The sequence below is a fragment of the Jannaschia sp. Os4 genome, assembly GCF_016820245.1.
GTDB lineage: Bacteria > Pseudomonadota > Alphaproteobacteria > Rhodobacterales > Rhodobacteraceae > Jannaschia.
This window is the reverse complement of the sequence record NZ_JAFCAR010000003.1, coordinates 604,249-617,004: the sequence shown is the minus strand read 5'-3', so window position 1 is coordinate 617,004 and position 12,756 is coordinate 604,249. Positions and strand designations below refer to the sequence as shown.

General features: G+C 73.6%; 14 protein-coding genes and 1 pseudogene. 9 read left to right on the top strand and 6 right to left on the bottom strand.

Annotated elements, in window-relative coordinates:
• Nucleotides 1-163 precede the first annotated feature (163 nt).
• From comD to JQC91_RS18230, 4 genes and pseudogenes are all read left to right on the top strand, one after another.
• Entirely contained in the window at nucleotides 164-661 is a 498-nt protein-coding gene (gene comD, locus JQC91_RS08090) for a sulfopyruvate decarboxylase subunit alpha (RefSeq protein WP_203286290.1), read from the top strand.
• A complete protein-coding gene (gene comE / locus JQC91_RS08085; protein WP_203286289.1) occupies nucleotides 661-1,215 on the top strand; it encodes a sulfopyruvate decarboxylase subunit beta in 555 nt (184 codons plus the stop codon). The genes comD and comE overlap by 1 nt, the downstream gene beginning before the upstream one ends.
• 82 nt (nucleotides 1,216-1,297) lie before the next feature.
• Nucleotides 1,298-2,008: pseudogene (locus JQC91_RS18235) on the top strand (acetate kinase); the annotation flags it as partial.
• Nucleotides 2,009-2,153: 145 nt separating this feature from the next.
• On the top strand, nucleotides 2,154-2,396 hold the full coding sequence (locus JQC91_RS18230) for a hypothetical protein (protein ID WP_343069930.1): 243 nt from the start codon (nucleotides 2,154-2,156) through the stop codon (nucleotides 2,394-2,396).
• On the opposite strand, the gene glpD is transcribed toward JQC91_RS18230, so the two are convergent.
• Nucleotides 2,393-3,943, bottom strand: a complete 1,551-nt coding sequence (gene glpD / locus JQC91_RS08075; protein WP_203286288.1) for a glycerol-3-phosphate dehydrogenase — start codon at nucleotides 3,941-3,943, stop codon at nucleotides 2,393-2,395. The genes JQC91_RS18230 and glpD overlap by 4 nt on opposite strands.
• Before the next feature lie 53 nt (nucleotides 3,944-3,996).
• Nucleotides 3,997-4,416: a hypothetical protein gene (locus tag JQC91_RS08070; protein WP_203286484.1), complete on the bottom strand. Its 420-nt coding sequence runs from the start codon at nucleotides 4,414-4,416 to the stop codon at nucleotides 3,997-3,999.
• A 111-nt stretch (nucleotides 4,417-4,527) separates the two neighbouring features.
• Between JQC91_RS08070 and JQC91_RS08065 the strand changes: the two genes are divergently transcribed.
• The 5 genes from JQC91_RS08065 (at nucleotide 4,528) to JQC91_RS08045 (ending at nucleotide 8,871) form a co-directional block, all read left to right on the top strand.
• Nucleotides 4,528-4,974, top strand: a complete 447-nt coding sequence (locus tag JQC91_RS08065; RefSeq protein ID WP_238941374.1) for a (2Fe-2S)-binding protein — start codon at nucleotides 4,528-4,530, stop codon at nucleotides 4,972-4,974.
• Nucleotides 4,974-7,199 carry a molybdopterin cofactor-binding domain-containing protein gene (locus tag JQC91_RS08060; RefSeq protein WP_203286287.1) on the top strand — a complete coding sequence of 742 codons (2,226 nt, stop codon included), beginning with the start codon at nucleotides 4,974-4,976 and terminating at the stop codon, nucleotides 7,197-7,199. The genes JQC91_RS08065 and JQC91_RS08060 overlap by 1 nt, the downstream gene beginning before the upstream one ends.
• A complete protein-coding gene (locus tag JQC91_RS08055) occupies nucleotides 7,196-7,699 on the top strand; it encodes a hypothetical protein (protein ID WP_203286286.1) in 504 nt (167 codons plus the stop codon). The genes JQC91_RS08060 and JQC91_RS08055 overlap by 4 nt, the downstream gene beginning before the upstream one ends.
• Entirely contained in the window at nucleotides 7,696-8,340 is a 645-nt protein-coding gene (gene gph / locus JQC91_RS08050) for a phosphoglycolate phosphatase (RefSeq protein WP_203286285.1), read from the top strand. Before JQC91_RS08055 ends, gph begins: the two co-directional genes overlap by 4 nt.
• 66 nt (nucleotides 8,341-8,406) lie before the next feature.
• Entirely contained in the window at nucleotides 8,407-8,871 is a 465-nt protein-coding gene (locus JQC91_RS08045) for an NUDIX hydrolase (protein WP_203286284.1), read from the top strand.
• A gap of 173 nt (nucleotides 8,872-9,044) precedes the next feature.
• Here the strand turns inward: JQC91_RS08045 and JQC91_RS08040 are convergent, their stop codons facing one another.
• The 4 genes from JQC91_RS08040 to JQC91_RS08025 form a co-directional block, all read right to left on the bottom strand.
• Nucleotides 9,045-9,185, bottom strand: coding sequence for a hypothetical protein (locus JQC91_RS08040; RefSeq protein ID WP_203286283.1), 141 nt, complete (start codon nucleotides 9,183-9,185; stop codon nucleotides 9,045-9,047).
• Between the two features lie 95 nt (nucleotides 9,186-9,280).
• Nucleotides 9,281-10,450 (bottom strand): methionine adenosyltransferase, encoded by a 1,170-nt coding sequence (metK, locus tag JQC91_RS08035; RefSeq protein WP_203286282.1) that lies wholly within the window; start codon nucleotides 10,448-10,450, stop codon nucleotides 9,281-9,283.
• A gap of 35 nt (nucleotides 10,451-10,485) precedes the next feature.
• Nucleotides 10,486-11,967 carry an apolipoprotein N-acyltransferase gene (gene lnt, locus JQC91_RS08030; RefSeq protein WP_203286281.1) on the bottom strand — a complete coding sequence of 494 codons (1,482 nt, stop codon included), beginning with the start codon at nucleotides 11,965-11,967 and terminating at the stop codon, nucleotides 10,486-10,488.
• Between the two features lie 18 nt (nucleotides 11,968-11,985).
• Nucleotides 11,986-12,738 (bottom strand): hemolysin family protein, encoded by a 753-nt coding sequence (locus JQC91_RS08025; protein WP_343069929.1) that lies wholly within the window; start codon nucleotides 12,736-12,738, stop codon nucleotides 11,986-11,988.
• Nucleotides 12,739-12,756 lie beyond the last annotated feature (18 nt).

Here is a 12,756-nt window from a genome sequence, read left to right as displayed (position 1 = left end):
TGCGCCTGATCCATCACCCCCGTACGACGCTCCGGCGTCGCACCGCCTCATCAGTATCGCCGGGCCGGGGGGCGGCCCGGCGATGCGCGGGCCGCTTCGCGGCTGTTAACCGCGCCGGGTCCTCAGCTATGCCCGCGCAAGAGCTAGAGTCGGGAAGGACCGCATGAGCATCCACAAACGCATCGCAGACGACATGGCCGGGGCCGGCATCGGCTTCGTCACCACCGTCCCCTGCAAGCAATTGGCCGGCGTCATCGCCGAGCTGGAGACGCGCGACGACATGCGCCATGTCCCCTGCAACAAGGAGGACGAGGGCATGGGCCTGTGCGCCGGCGCCTTCATGGGCGGCACGAAGCCCGCGATCATCATGCAGAACACCGCGCTGGGCGTGACCGTCAACACGCTGGCCACGCTGACGCAGTTCTACCGCATGCCCCTGCCCATGCTGATCTCCTACCGGGGCGAGCTGGGCGAGCCCATCGCGTGCCAAGTGGAGATGGCGGTCCACACCAAGCCGCTGCTGCAGATGATGGGCATCCCGACCTACCACCTCCACAAGCAGTCGGACGTCGAGGAGCTGCCCGCGATCCTCAAGTACTGCTTCATGTCCAACAAGCCGGTCGCCATCCTGACCGACGCGACCTTCTGGGGGGGCTACTGATGCGCCGCGCCGACATCCTGCGCGAGATCGCGCCCGTCATCCGCGACCACCTCGTGGTCTGCAACATCGGCATCCCCAGCCAAGAGCTGCACGGCATCGACGACCAGCCGACCAACTTCTACATGCTGGGCACGATGGGGCTCTGCTCCTCCATCGGCCTGGGACTCGTGCTGGTGCAGGACAAGCCCGTCATCGCCATCGACGGCGACGGCTCGATCCTGACCAACATGGGCACGCTCGCGACCATCGGGAACAACGGGTCGGGGAACCTGATCCTGCTGGTGGTCGACAACGGCGCCTACGGCTCGACGGGGGACCAGCCGACCTACACGGGGATGCGCACCGACCTCGCGGGCGTGGCGCGGGCCTCGGGCTGCGAGAACGTGCACGACGTGCCGGGCGCCGAGGCTGGGAAGGCCATCGAGGCAGCGTTGGCCGCCGGCGGCACCCACGTCATCGTCGCCCATTGCGAGTCCGGGTCCGAGAAGCACCCGCCGATCACCCTCGATCCCGTCGTCATCCGTCACCGCTTCATGGAGGCGGTGAAGGCCTGAACGGAGCGCCGCGCCGGGGGCATCGAGCCCCCGGCGCGGCGGCCTCCGTCGGGAGTATTTCGGGACCATCGAAGGGGGCCCCATGGCCGAAGGTCCGATCCTCGTGCTCAACGCAGGATCCTCCTCGATCAAGTTCGCGGTGTTCGAGCGGAGCGCGGCGCTGGCCCAGCGCCATTCCGGCCTGACCGCCGAGATCGGCTTGGCCGAACGAACGGGTGGCTTCCTCGACGCGCTGGCGGAGCGCGGCCTGCCGCCCACCGCCTTCCGCGCCGCCGCCCACCGCGTCGTCCACGGCGGCGCCAAGCTGTCCCAGCCCGTCCGCATCACGGACGACACGATCCGCGAGATCGCCGACTGCACGCCGCTGGCCCCGCTCCACAACCCGCACAACCTCGCGGCCATCGAGGCGCTCCGCGCGGCCGCCCCCGACCTGCCGCAGACGGCCAGCTTCGACACCGCCTTCCACGCCACCATGCCCGAGGTGGCCTATCGCTACGCCATCCCCCGGACCGCCGAGACCGAGGGCATCCGCCGCTACGGCTTCCACGGGCTGTCCTACGCCTCGCTCGTCCGCCGCCTGCCCGAGGTGTCGGGCCAGCCGCTCCCGTCGCGCCTGCTCGCCTTCCACCTCGGCAACGGCGCGTCCCTCTGCGCCATCCTCAACGGGCGGTCGGAGGCGACGACGATGGGCTACTCGCCCCTCGACGGATTGACGATGGGCACCCGCTCGGGCGGCATCGACGCCAACGCCGTGCTGCGGCTGGTGGACGCGCACGGGACCGACCGGACGCGCAAGATCCTCAACACCGAATCCGGCCTCCTCGGCCTCTCGGGCGGCAAGTCCGACATGCGCCCGCCTGATCCTCGACCCCTCCGCCGACTCGGCCTTTGCGGTCGAGCATTTCTGCTACCAGTCCGCCCGCCACGCGGGCAGCCTCATGGCGGCGATGGGCGGGGTGGACGCCATCGCCTTCACCGGCGGCATCGGCGGGAACGCGGGCGCGGTGCGCGCCGACGTGCTGCGCCGCCTCGAATGGGCGGGGGTGCGCATGGACCCGGACGCCAACCACCGCCGCGGGCCGCGCCTGCACGGCGAGACGTCGAAGGTCGCGGTCTGGATCGTCCCCGCCGAAGAGGAGCGCATGATCGCCCTCGACGCGGTGGAGGTGCTCGGCGGCTAGGCGGCCTCGGCCGTCGCCTCCGCGAGGAAGCGCTCCAGCCGTGCGCGGCCGTCGTCGTCGATCCGAAGGCCCAGCTTGGTGCGCCGCCACAGGACGTCCTCCGCGGTGCGCGCCCATTCCCGCTCGACCTGCCACTCGACCTCGCGCGCGGTCAGGCCCGCGCCGAATGCCTCGCCCAGGTCGGCCCACGACGCCGCCTCGCCCAGCACGTCCGCCACCTCCGTCCCGTAGGCCCGCACGAGGCGCAACGCCTCGGCGTCGGACAGGAAGCCGTAACGCGCCCGCGTCCGGGCCACGAGCGCGGCCACCCCGTCCACGGGGAAGTCCCCGCCCGGCAGCGGCGCGTCCTTGGTCCACGGCCCGCCCGACGCGGGAAGCACGTTGACGATCTTGCCCACCGCGGCCTCGGCGAGCTTGCGGTAGGTCGTGATCTTGCCCCCGAACACGTTGAGCACCGGCGCGCCGGTCGAGCGGTCCACCTTCAGCACGTAGTCCCGCGTCGCCGCCGTCGCCGAGGACGCCCCGTCGTCGTAGAGCGGGCGCACCCCGGAGTAGGTGTGCACGATGTCGTCCACCGACACGTCGCGCTTCAGGTAGCGGTTGACGAAGGCGATGAGGTAGTCGCGCTCGGCCTCCGAGATTACGGGCTTCTGATCGGCGTCCTCGTGCTCGGCATCGGTCGTCCCGATCAGGGTGAAGTCCGTCTCGTAGGGGATGGCGAAGATGATCCGCCCGTCCTCGCCTTGGAAGAAGTAGCACTTACCGTGGTCGAACAGCGACTTGGTGACGATGTGCGACCCCCGCACCAAGCGCACGCTGTCCTGCGTGTTGGCCCGCACCACGCCCCGGATCACGTCGCCCACCCACGGCCCGGCCGCGTTGACGAGCATCCGCGCGGTGACGACCCGTCCGCCCTCCAAGGTCACGGCCCACCCGCCGTCCTTGGCCTCGGCGGACACGACCTTCGTCCGGACCATCACGTCCGCGCCCCGGTCCGCCGCGTCCCGCGCGTTCAGCACCACGAGCCGCGAATCCTCGACCCACGCATCCGAGTACTCGAACGCCTTCTCGAACCGGTCCTCCAGGGGCGCCCCCTCGGGCGTGCCGCGGAGCGGGACCGTCGCCGTGCCCGGCAGGTACTTCGAGCGGGCGAGGTTGTCGTACATCGCCAGCCCCGTGCGGATCAGCCAGTCGGGACGGCGCCCGCGCATCCACGGCATGACCGCCGAGAGCAGCTTGGACGTGGGCGTGTCCCCCTCGAACCGCATGTCACGGTGCAGCGGCAGGACGAAGCGCATCGGCCACGCGATGTGCGGCATGTTCCGGAGCAGCACGTCGCGCTCGCGCAGGGCCTCCCTGACCAGCCGCACCTCCCAGTACTCGAGGTAGCGCAGCCCGCCGTGGAACAGCTTGGTGGACGCGGAGGACGTCGCCCCCGCGAGGTCGCCCATCTCCGCCAGCCCGACCTTGAGCCCCCGGCCCACCGCGTCCCGCGCGATGCCGCAGCCGTTGATGCCGCCGCCGATGACGAAGAGGTCGTAGTCCATGGGTCGCTCCGTGGTCCGGTCGCCTCCGGGCCTACGAGGTGGCGGCCCATCGCTCAAGGGCCGCGACGCCGCGGCCCGGGTCCATCGCCTCGGGGGATGGCCGCCCGCCGCAGCGCCTCGAACCGGTGCAGCCACCAAGCGAGCCCCGCCATCCGCGCCACGTAGGGCGCGGGCGCGAGGCAGTCGGCCATCGCGACCAGCTCGGCGGCGCCCGCGGCCCCGATCAGGCGCCCGGCGGGGTCGAGCGGCGTCGGCTGGCACCGCGCGTCGAGCCGCGCGGGGTCGGCGAGGACGAGCACCGTCTCGGCGGCGCCCCGAGGCGTGCCGCCGGGGGGCAGCACCTCGGTCCATCCGTCGGACGGGCGCAGCAGGCAGATCAGGGCGCGGGGCTCCCAATGCGGCCCGCGCGCGAGCGCGTCCGCCCGCCCCCGGAGCAGGCGCGCGGGGTCGAGGACGGGCCGGCGCGGCGACATGCGCCGTCGTCGCCCGGCCCGTCGGCGCGATCAAGCCCCGCCCGCCGGGACGCCGCGATACCCTCGACCCGCCGCCCGCGGGGGCATAGGTCCGGAGCAGGAGGCCGGATCATGCGGATGACGATCAACGGGGCCGAGGTCGAACTCGACGTCGAGCCGGACATGCCCCTGCTCTGGGCGCTGCGGGACGAGCTGGGCCTGACGGGCACGAAGTACGGCTGCGGCATCGCGCAGTGCGGGGCCTGCACCGTGCATCTCGACGGGCTCGCCGTGCGCTCGTGCCAAGTCCGCGCGTCCGAGGCCGAAGGGGCCGAGGTCACCACCATCGAGGGCCTCCCCCGCGATCACCCCGTGGTGGACGCGTGGATCGAGGAGCAGGTGGCCCAGTGCGGCTACTGCCAGTCGGGCCAGATCATGCAGGCGGCCTCGCTGCTGGCGGGGAACCCGGCGCCGTCGGACGCGGAGATCGACGCCGTGATGGGCGGCAACCTCTGCCGCTGCGCGACCTACCCCCGCATCCGGGCCGCCATCCGGCGGGCCGCGCAGGAGACCGCGTGATGGGCATCGGCAAGATCGTCCGCCGCACGCTGCTCATCGGCTCCGCCGCGGTCGCGGGGGGCGTGGCCTTCGGGGTCTGGCGCTACCGCGCGGACCCGGAGAACCCGCTGCTCGCCGACCTGCCCGAGGGCGCGGCGAGCCTCACGCCCTTCGTGGTGGTCGATGCCGAGGGGGTCACCTTCGTCGCCCCGCGCGCGGATGTCGGGCAGGGGGCCGCCTCGATCCAGGCCCACCTGATCGCCGAGGAGATGGACGTCGATCCCCACGCAGTCCGCATCGTCGCGGGGCCGGCGTCGAAGGCCTACTACAACGGCGAGATCACCGGCCACGGCATCCCCGTCGCGGCGTGGGACGACGGGCGGATGGGCGCGGTGGCCCGGCTCGGGTCGGACGTGGCGGGCAAGCTGGTCGGCCTGAACATCACGGGCGGGTCCACCACGGTGCCCGACCTGTTCGAACGCCTGCGCGAGGCGGGGGCCGTCGCACGCGAGACGCTGAAGGCGGCCGCCGCGGCCCGCTTGGGCGTCGACGTCGCGACCCTCGCCACCGAAGGCGGCGCGGTCGTCGCGGCGGATGGGACGCGCCTGCCCTACGCGGACCTCGCCGCGGCGGCCGCGGCGACCGACCTCGTCCGCGAGGTCACGCTCCGCGACCCGTCCGAGTGGCGCGTCCTCGGCAGGGCGCACCGCCGGACCGACGTCGAGGCCAAGTCCACCGGCGCCGTCACCTATGGCGTCGACGTGGACCTCCCCGGGATGCTCCGGGCCACCGCCGTCACCAACCCCGTGCGGGGCGGCGGCGTGGCCTCGCTCGACACCGCCGCCGCGGCGGCCATGCGCGGGATCGAGGCCGTGATCCCGATCCCCGACGGCTTCGCCGTGATCGCCGACAACGACTGGCGCGCCATGCGGGCCGCGCGGGCCGTGGCCGTGGAATGGGGCGACGTCGCGCCGAAGCCGGACACGGCGACCCTCTGGGCCGAGCATGCCGCCGTCATCGAGGGCGAGGAGACCGACAGCCGCTTCGCCGACGAGGGCGACGTGGCGGGCGCGCCGGGCGAGCTCGTCGAGGCGGAGTACCGCGTCCCCTTCCTCCATCACGCGCCCTTGGAGCCGACCAACGCGACCGTCCGCTACACTCCCGAGCGCACCGACCTGTGGTGCGGCACGCAGGTGCCGACCTTCGCCTGCGAGGCGGTGGCGCGGATCACGGGGCAGGACGTCGAGCAGGTCCACCTCACCAACCTGCCCTCCGGCGGCTCCTTCGGGCACCGGCTGGAGATGGAGTGGATCGAGCAGGCCGCCCACGCCGCGATGGCCGTGCCGGGCCGCCCCGTGCGCCTGACCTTGGGCCGCGAGCAGGACATGACCCACGGCTTCCTGCGCCCCATGGCACTGGCGCGGGGGCGGGCCACCCACGAGGGGGGGCGGGTGCGGTCCTTCGACCTCGACGTCGCGGCCCTGTCCGTCACCGAGAGCCAGATGCAGCGCCTCGGCTACCCGCCCGTCGGGCCCGACCTGATGACGGTGCAGGCGCTGTGGGACGCGCCCTACGCGATCCCCGACCGCCGGGTGACGGGCTACCGCGTGCCCGCCTCGGTGCCGGTGTCGTCGTGGCGCTCCGTCGGGGCGTCGTTCAACGGCTTCTTCGGCGAGTCGCTGTTGGACGAGGTCATCCTCGCCGCCGGGGCCGACCCGGTGGAAGAGCGTCTGCGCCTGCTGCGGGACCCCGCCTCCCGGACGGTGCTGGAGACGGTGGCCGGGATGGCCGGCTGGGACGGGCCGGGCAAGGGCAAGGGCGTGGCCTTCACCTACTCCTTCGGCGTCCCCGTGGCGGAGGTTGTCGAGGTCGAGGAGACCGACGCGGGCTTGGCGCTGAGGGGCCTGTGGATCGCCGCAGACCTCGGCACCGTGCTCGACCCCGTCAACGCCGAGGCGCAACTCTCGGGCGGTGCGCTCTTCGGCCTCGGGCACGCGATGCACGCCGCCGTGGAGTTCGCGGAGGGGCGCAGCCTACAGTCCAACTTCCACGACTACGCCTCGCTCCGCCTGTGGGAGGTCCCGCCGACCCTTGAGGTCCGCGCGCTCGGCCTCGGGGGGCGCATCTCCGGCGCGGGCGAGCCCGGCCTGCCGCCGGCCGCGCCCGCACTCGCCAACGCGATCTTCGCCGCCACCGGCACCCGCCTGCGCGAGATGCCCTTCGACCGCACGGTGCGCTTCGCATGAGGTGGCTCGCGCTGGTCCTCCTCGCCGCCCCCGCCGCCGCGCAGGAGTTCGCGCCCGTCCACGAGGTCCTGTCCCACCCGCGCTGCGCCAACTGCCACGTGGAGACCGACGTGCCGCTCTGGCGGACGGGCGTGCCGCATGGGCTGGGCGTCGTGGCGGGCGAGAGCCGGATGGGAATCGAGACCCTGCCCTGCGGCACCTGCCACCGCGCCGAGAACGGCGGTTTCCCCCATGCCGCGCCGGGCGTGGAGGGCTGGGCCCTCGCCCCGCCGGAGATGGCATGGGCCGCCCGCACCCCGCGCGAGATCTGCGAGCAGCTGAAGGACCCCGAGCGGAACGGCGGGCGCACCATGGCCGAGGTGGCGGACCACGTGTCGCACGATCCGCTGGTGGTCTGGGGCTGGGCGCCCGGCCTAGGCCGCGACCCCGCGCCCGGCTCGCCGGAGGAGGCCGCGCGGGCCATCCTCGCATGGGACGCGGCGGGCGCGCCCTGTCCGTGAAGGCGGTCATCTTCGACCTCGACGGCACGCTGGTGGACAGCCTCGGCGGCATCCACCGCGCCGCTGCCGCCGCCATGCGCGAAGCGGGCCTGACCGCCCCCGGCGAGGCGACCGTGCGCGGCTTCATCGGCCACGGCGTCCCCACCCTCGTCCGCCGCCTCACGACGTGGGCCGACGCGCCCGAACGGGCCGCGGAGGTGGAGGCGGCCTTCCACGCGATCTACGACCGCGATCCCGTCTCCGGGACGGTGCCCCTTCCCGGAGCGCGCAACCTGCTCGCGGGGCTCGCGGCGCGGGGCCTGCCCCTCGCCCTCGTGACCAACAAGCCCGAGGCCCCGACCCGCACCATCATCGCGGCGCTGGACCTCGGGCCGTTCGCCGTCGTGGTGGGCGGCGACACCCTCGCCGCGCGCAAGCCGGACCCCGCCCCGCTCCGCCACGCCCTCGCGGCGATGGGCGTCGCGCCCCGCGATGCGGTCATGGTCGGGGACAGCGCGGTCGACCTCGACGCCGCCCGCGCCGTGCCGATGCGCTGCGTCATCCTGCGGGGCGGCTACGGCGAGGCACCGTTGGGCGCGGACCTCGTCGCGGACACGCTGCGGGATGTCGCCGACCTGCTCGACGGTCCGGATTTGCAATAATCCGTCGCTTCGGGCAGATTCCCCTCAAAACAGGGTGCCGCGAGCGCCTGAGAGGGTCACGGGCAGATGAAGCACGACCGGCAGCAGATCGCCGCCCTTCCCTTGCGGATGGGACCGCGCGGGACCGTGGAGGTCCTGATGATCACCTCCCGCGACACGGGCCGTTGGGTCGTGCCGAAGGGCTGGACCATGCCGGGCCGACAGCCGTGGGACGCCGCGGCCATCGAGGCGCTGGAGGAAGCCGGCGTCGAGGGATCCATCGGGCAGGAGCCGTTCGGGGCCTACAAGTATCGCAAGCGGTTCGACGACGGCACCTCGCGCAAGGTCCGGGTCGAGGTCTACCCGCTGATCGTCGAGACCCTCCTTCCGCGCTGGAAGGAGAAGGACGAGCGCACGCGCGAGTGGTTCCCGACCCGCGAGGCGGCCAAGCTGGTGGACGAGGCGGACCTCGCGGACCTGCTCACGCAGATCAGGCGCAAGCCCAAGAAGCTGCGCCCGCAGCTGAAGTTCCTCAAGCGCGCGACGGCCTGACGGCCCCTCGGGTCGGAGGCACCTGCACCCGCGTCCCGGCCCCGTCGGCCCGGACGCGGTGCGGCCCGCCGACAGATCGCATCGCACCGCGACGGGCCACGACGCCACCATCCGGCGGCGGGACGATCAGTGCGAGGGCTGGAGAGCGGAGCGCGCCCGCGGATCGGGGGGCGTCAGCGCCGCGGGTCGGGACGGCGGTCGGGCCGCACGGGGACCGGGATCGCGTCGGGCTGCGGGGCGAGCGCGCCCATCAGACCCTCAAGACGATCCTTCAGATCGTCGACGAGCTTCCCGATGGTGGTCCGTCCGGCCATGGCGATTCCTCCGTCCTCGGTGCCCAACGTGGAGCGAAGCCTAGGGTTCATCAAGGAAACACTTCGTCAGGTGCGGGAATCCGCCGCACGTCCCCTCACACGGCCCGCGCGATCCGGTCCGCCAAGTCCGTCCGTTCCCACGAGAAGCCGCCATCGGCGTCCGGCGCGCGCCCGAAATGCCCGTAGGCGGCGGTGCGCTCGTAGATCGGCCGGGCGAGGTCCAGCTGCTCCCGGATGCCCGTGGGCGTGAGGTCCATCGCTCCCGCCACCGCGGCCTCGATGGCCGCGTCCTCCGCCGTGCCGGTCCCATGCGTGTCCACGTAGATCGACAGCGGCTCGGCCACGCCGATGGCGTAGGACAGCTGCAGGGTGCAGCGCTTGGCGAGCCCCGCCGCGACCACGTTCTTGGCGAGGTAGCGCGCCGCGTAGGCCGCCGAGCGGTCGACCTTCGTGGGATCCTTGCCCGAGAAGGCACCGCCCCCGTGCGGCGCCGCGCCGCCGTAGGTGTCGACGATGATCTTGCGCCCCGTGAGCCCCGCGTCCCCGTCCGGCCCGCCGATCACGAACTTTCCGGTCGGGTTCACGTGCCACGCGGTCGCGTCCGTCAGCCACCCGTCGGGCAGGACGGCGCGGATGTGCGGCTCCACGATGGCCCGGACGTCCGAGGAGGTGAGGTCCGGATCGAGATGCTGGGTCGACAGCACCAGCGACGTGACCTCCACCGGCACCCCGTCCTCGTAGCGCACCGAGAGCTGCGACTTCGCGTCCGGCCCGAGGGCGGGCTCGGTCCCCGATTTCCGGGCCTCGGCCAGCCGCCGCAGCACGGCATGCGCATACTGGATCGGCGCGGGCATGAGCGCCTCGGTCTCGTCGGTCGCGTAGCCGAACATGATGCCTTGGTCGCCGGCACCCTCGTTGCCGACGACGCCCTGCGCGATATGCGCCGACTGCTCGTGCAGGAGGTTGGTGATCCGGCAGGTCTCCCAGTGGAACTTGTCCTGCTCGTAGCCGATGTCGCGGATGCAGCGCCGCGCGATCTCCTCGACCCGCTCGCGCATCCGGGCGAGGTTCTGCGGGTCCGCCAGGCCGACCTCGCCGCCGACGACGACCCGGTTGGTGGTCGCGAAGGTCTCGCAGGCGACGCGGGCCAGCGGCTCCTCGGCGAGGAAGGCGTCCAGCACGGCGTCGGAGATGCGGTCGCACACCTTGTCCGGATGGCCCTCCGACACGGACTCGGAGGTGAAGACGTAGTTCTTGCGGGCCATCGGGGGCGCTCCATTGGTCGCGTTCGCGCGCCCCGTCAGGAAGCCGTTGGGGCGTGGCGCCCCGTCTGCGCCCCGCGCGGGGGGAGGTCAACCGGACGCGACAGCAGCCACAGCAGCGCCAGCGCGAGGAGCAGGAGCGCAACAGGGAGGTCGCCCAGCCGGGCGTAGGGCGTCGGCGGCAGGGCGGGGGGCAGCGCGGCGTCGAGCGCCCCCGCCTCGCCCAGCGGGAGCGCGTCGAGGACGCGGCCGCGCGCGTCGATCACGGCGCTCACGCCGGTGTTCGCCGCGCGCAGCAGCGGCAGGCCCTGCTCGGCGGCGCGCAGCCGGGCGAGGGCCAGATGCTGGAACGGGCCGACGCGGGTTCCGAACCACGCGTCGTTCGTCAGGTGCAGGATCGCGCGCGGACGCGCGACGCGGCGCAGGTCCTGCGGGAAGATCGCCTCGTAGCAGATCATCGGCATCATCCGCCCGACCGGCGTCTCGAGGAGGCGCGGCCCCGGCCCGGGCGCGAACACGCCCGCCATCTGCGCCGCCAAGGGCCCGAGGCCGAGCGCGTCGGCCACGCGCGGCAGCGGCAGGTACTCCCCGAACGGCACGAGCCGGTGCTTGTCGATCGTGTCGAGCACCCGGCCCGTTCCCCGCTCCAAGAGGACCAAGGCGTTGCGCGGCGCGTCCTGCCGGTCGATCCGCAGCGTGCCGACGACGGCCGGGGCGCGCGCCGCGATCTCGGGGCGCACCCCGTCGGTGAAGGACAGGCGGCTCGGCATCGACGTCTCGGGCCAGACCACGAGGTCCGGGGGCGGCCCCGCCTCGGTCAGGTCGACCGCGCGCGCGTAGAAGATCGGGCGCCAGTCGGGATCCCACTTGAGGTGCTGCGGCGCGTTGGGCTGCACGAGCCGGACCGTCGGCGCGTCCGCCGCGGGGGGCGGCGCGGCAGGCCGCGCGGCGCCCAGCGCCAGCGGCACCGCCAGCACCACCAGGCCCGCCCCCGTCGGCAGGGGGCGGGCGCAGGCCACGAGCCCGGCGCCCAGCAGAACCGCCAAGGTCATCCCGTGCTGCCCAGCATAGGCGGCGGCGGGGAGCGCGGGCGACCCGATCAGCACGTGCCCCGGCAGCGCCCACGGGAAGCCCGTCAGCACGTAGGACCGCGCGAGCTCCGCCGCCGCCATCCCCAGACCCGCGCCGACCGGACCGCCCAAGGCGCGTGCGCCGACCCCCGCGCCGACCGCCCAGAAGGCACCGAACCCCACCGCCGCCGCGCCCAGCGCGGGCCATGCCAGCCAGCCGGTGAGCGAGGGATCGACGCGGAACGGCTCCGTCAGCCAGAGCAGCGCCACCGCGAAGTGCGCCGTGCCCATGACCCACGCCGCGAGGACGGGGCGCCGGGCCCGCGCGACCGACCCGAGGCCCAGCGCGAAGGCCGCCAGCGCAAGCCACCACAGGCCCCACGGCGCATGCCCGAGGGCCGCCGCGCCACCGGCCAGCCCGGCGGCGATCCATGCCGGCACGCGCGGCATCTCAGGCGGCCGTCACGGTCAGGCGGGCAGGCGCACGCGGACGCGCTTGATCCGCCGGGGGTCGGCGTCGACCACCTCCAGCGTGGCGCCCGAGGGGTGCTCCAGCACCTCGCCCCGCTCGGGCACCCGGCCCGCCAGCGAGAACACGAGGCCGCCCAGCGTGTCGTACTCCTCCTCGTCGCCCTCCTCGGCGAGGCGCATCCCGATCTCGGCCTCGAACTCCGGCAGCGGCGTGCGGGCCAGCGCGAGGAAGCAGCCCGCCCGCTCCTGCCGCCACGGCTTGCCCTCGACCTCGTCGTGCTCGTCGGCGATCTCGCCGATGACCTGCTCGATCAGGTCCTCCAGCGTCACCAGCCCGTCCACGCCGCCATACTCGTCGATCACGAGCGCCATGTGGGTCCGCTGCGTCTGCATCTTCGCCAGCAGCACCCCGATGGGCATCGAGGGCGGCGCGTAGATCAGCGTCCGTAGGATCGCGCGCAGGTCGAAGTCCTTGGCCGACCCGTTGAACCCGTGCTGCAGGGCGACGTCCTTGAGGTGGACCATGCCCAGCGGCTGGTCGAGCGTCTCCTCGAACACCGGCAGGCGGGTGTTCCCCGACTCCCGGAAGGTCTGCACGAGGTCCGTCAGCGCCGTGTCCACGGGGACCGCGACCACCTCGGCGCGGGGGATCAGCACGTCGTCCAGCCGCTTGGACCGCAGGGCCACGAGGCCGGGCGGCGCGACGGTCGGGGCGTCGGGCGATGGAGCGTCGGGCGCGGTGCGGCCCATCAGCCGGGCCAAAAGGCC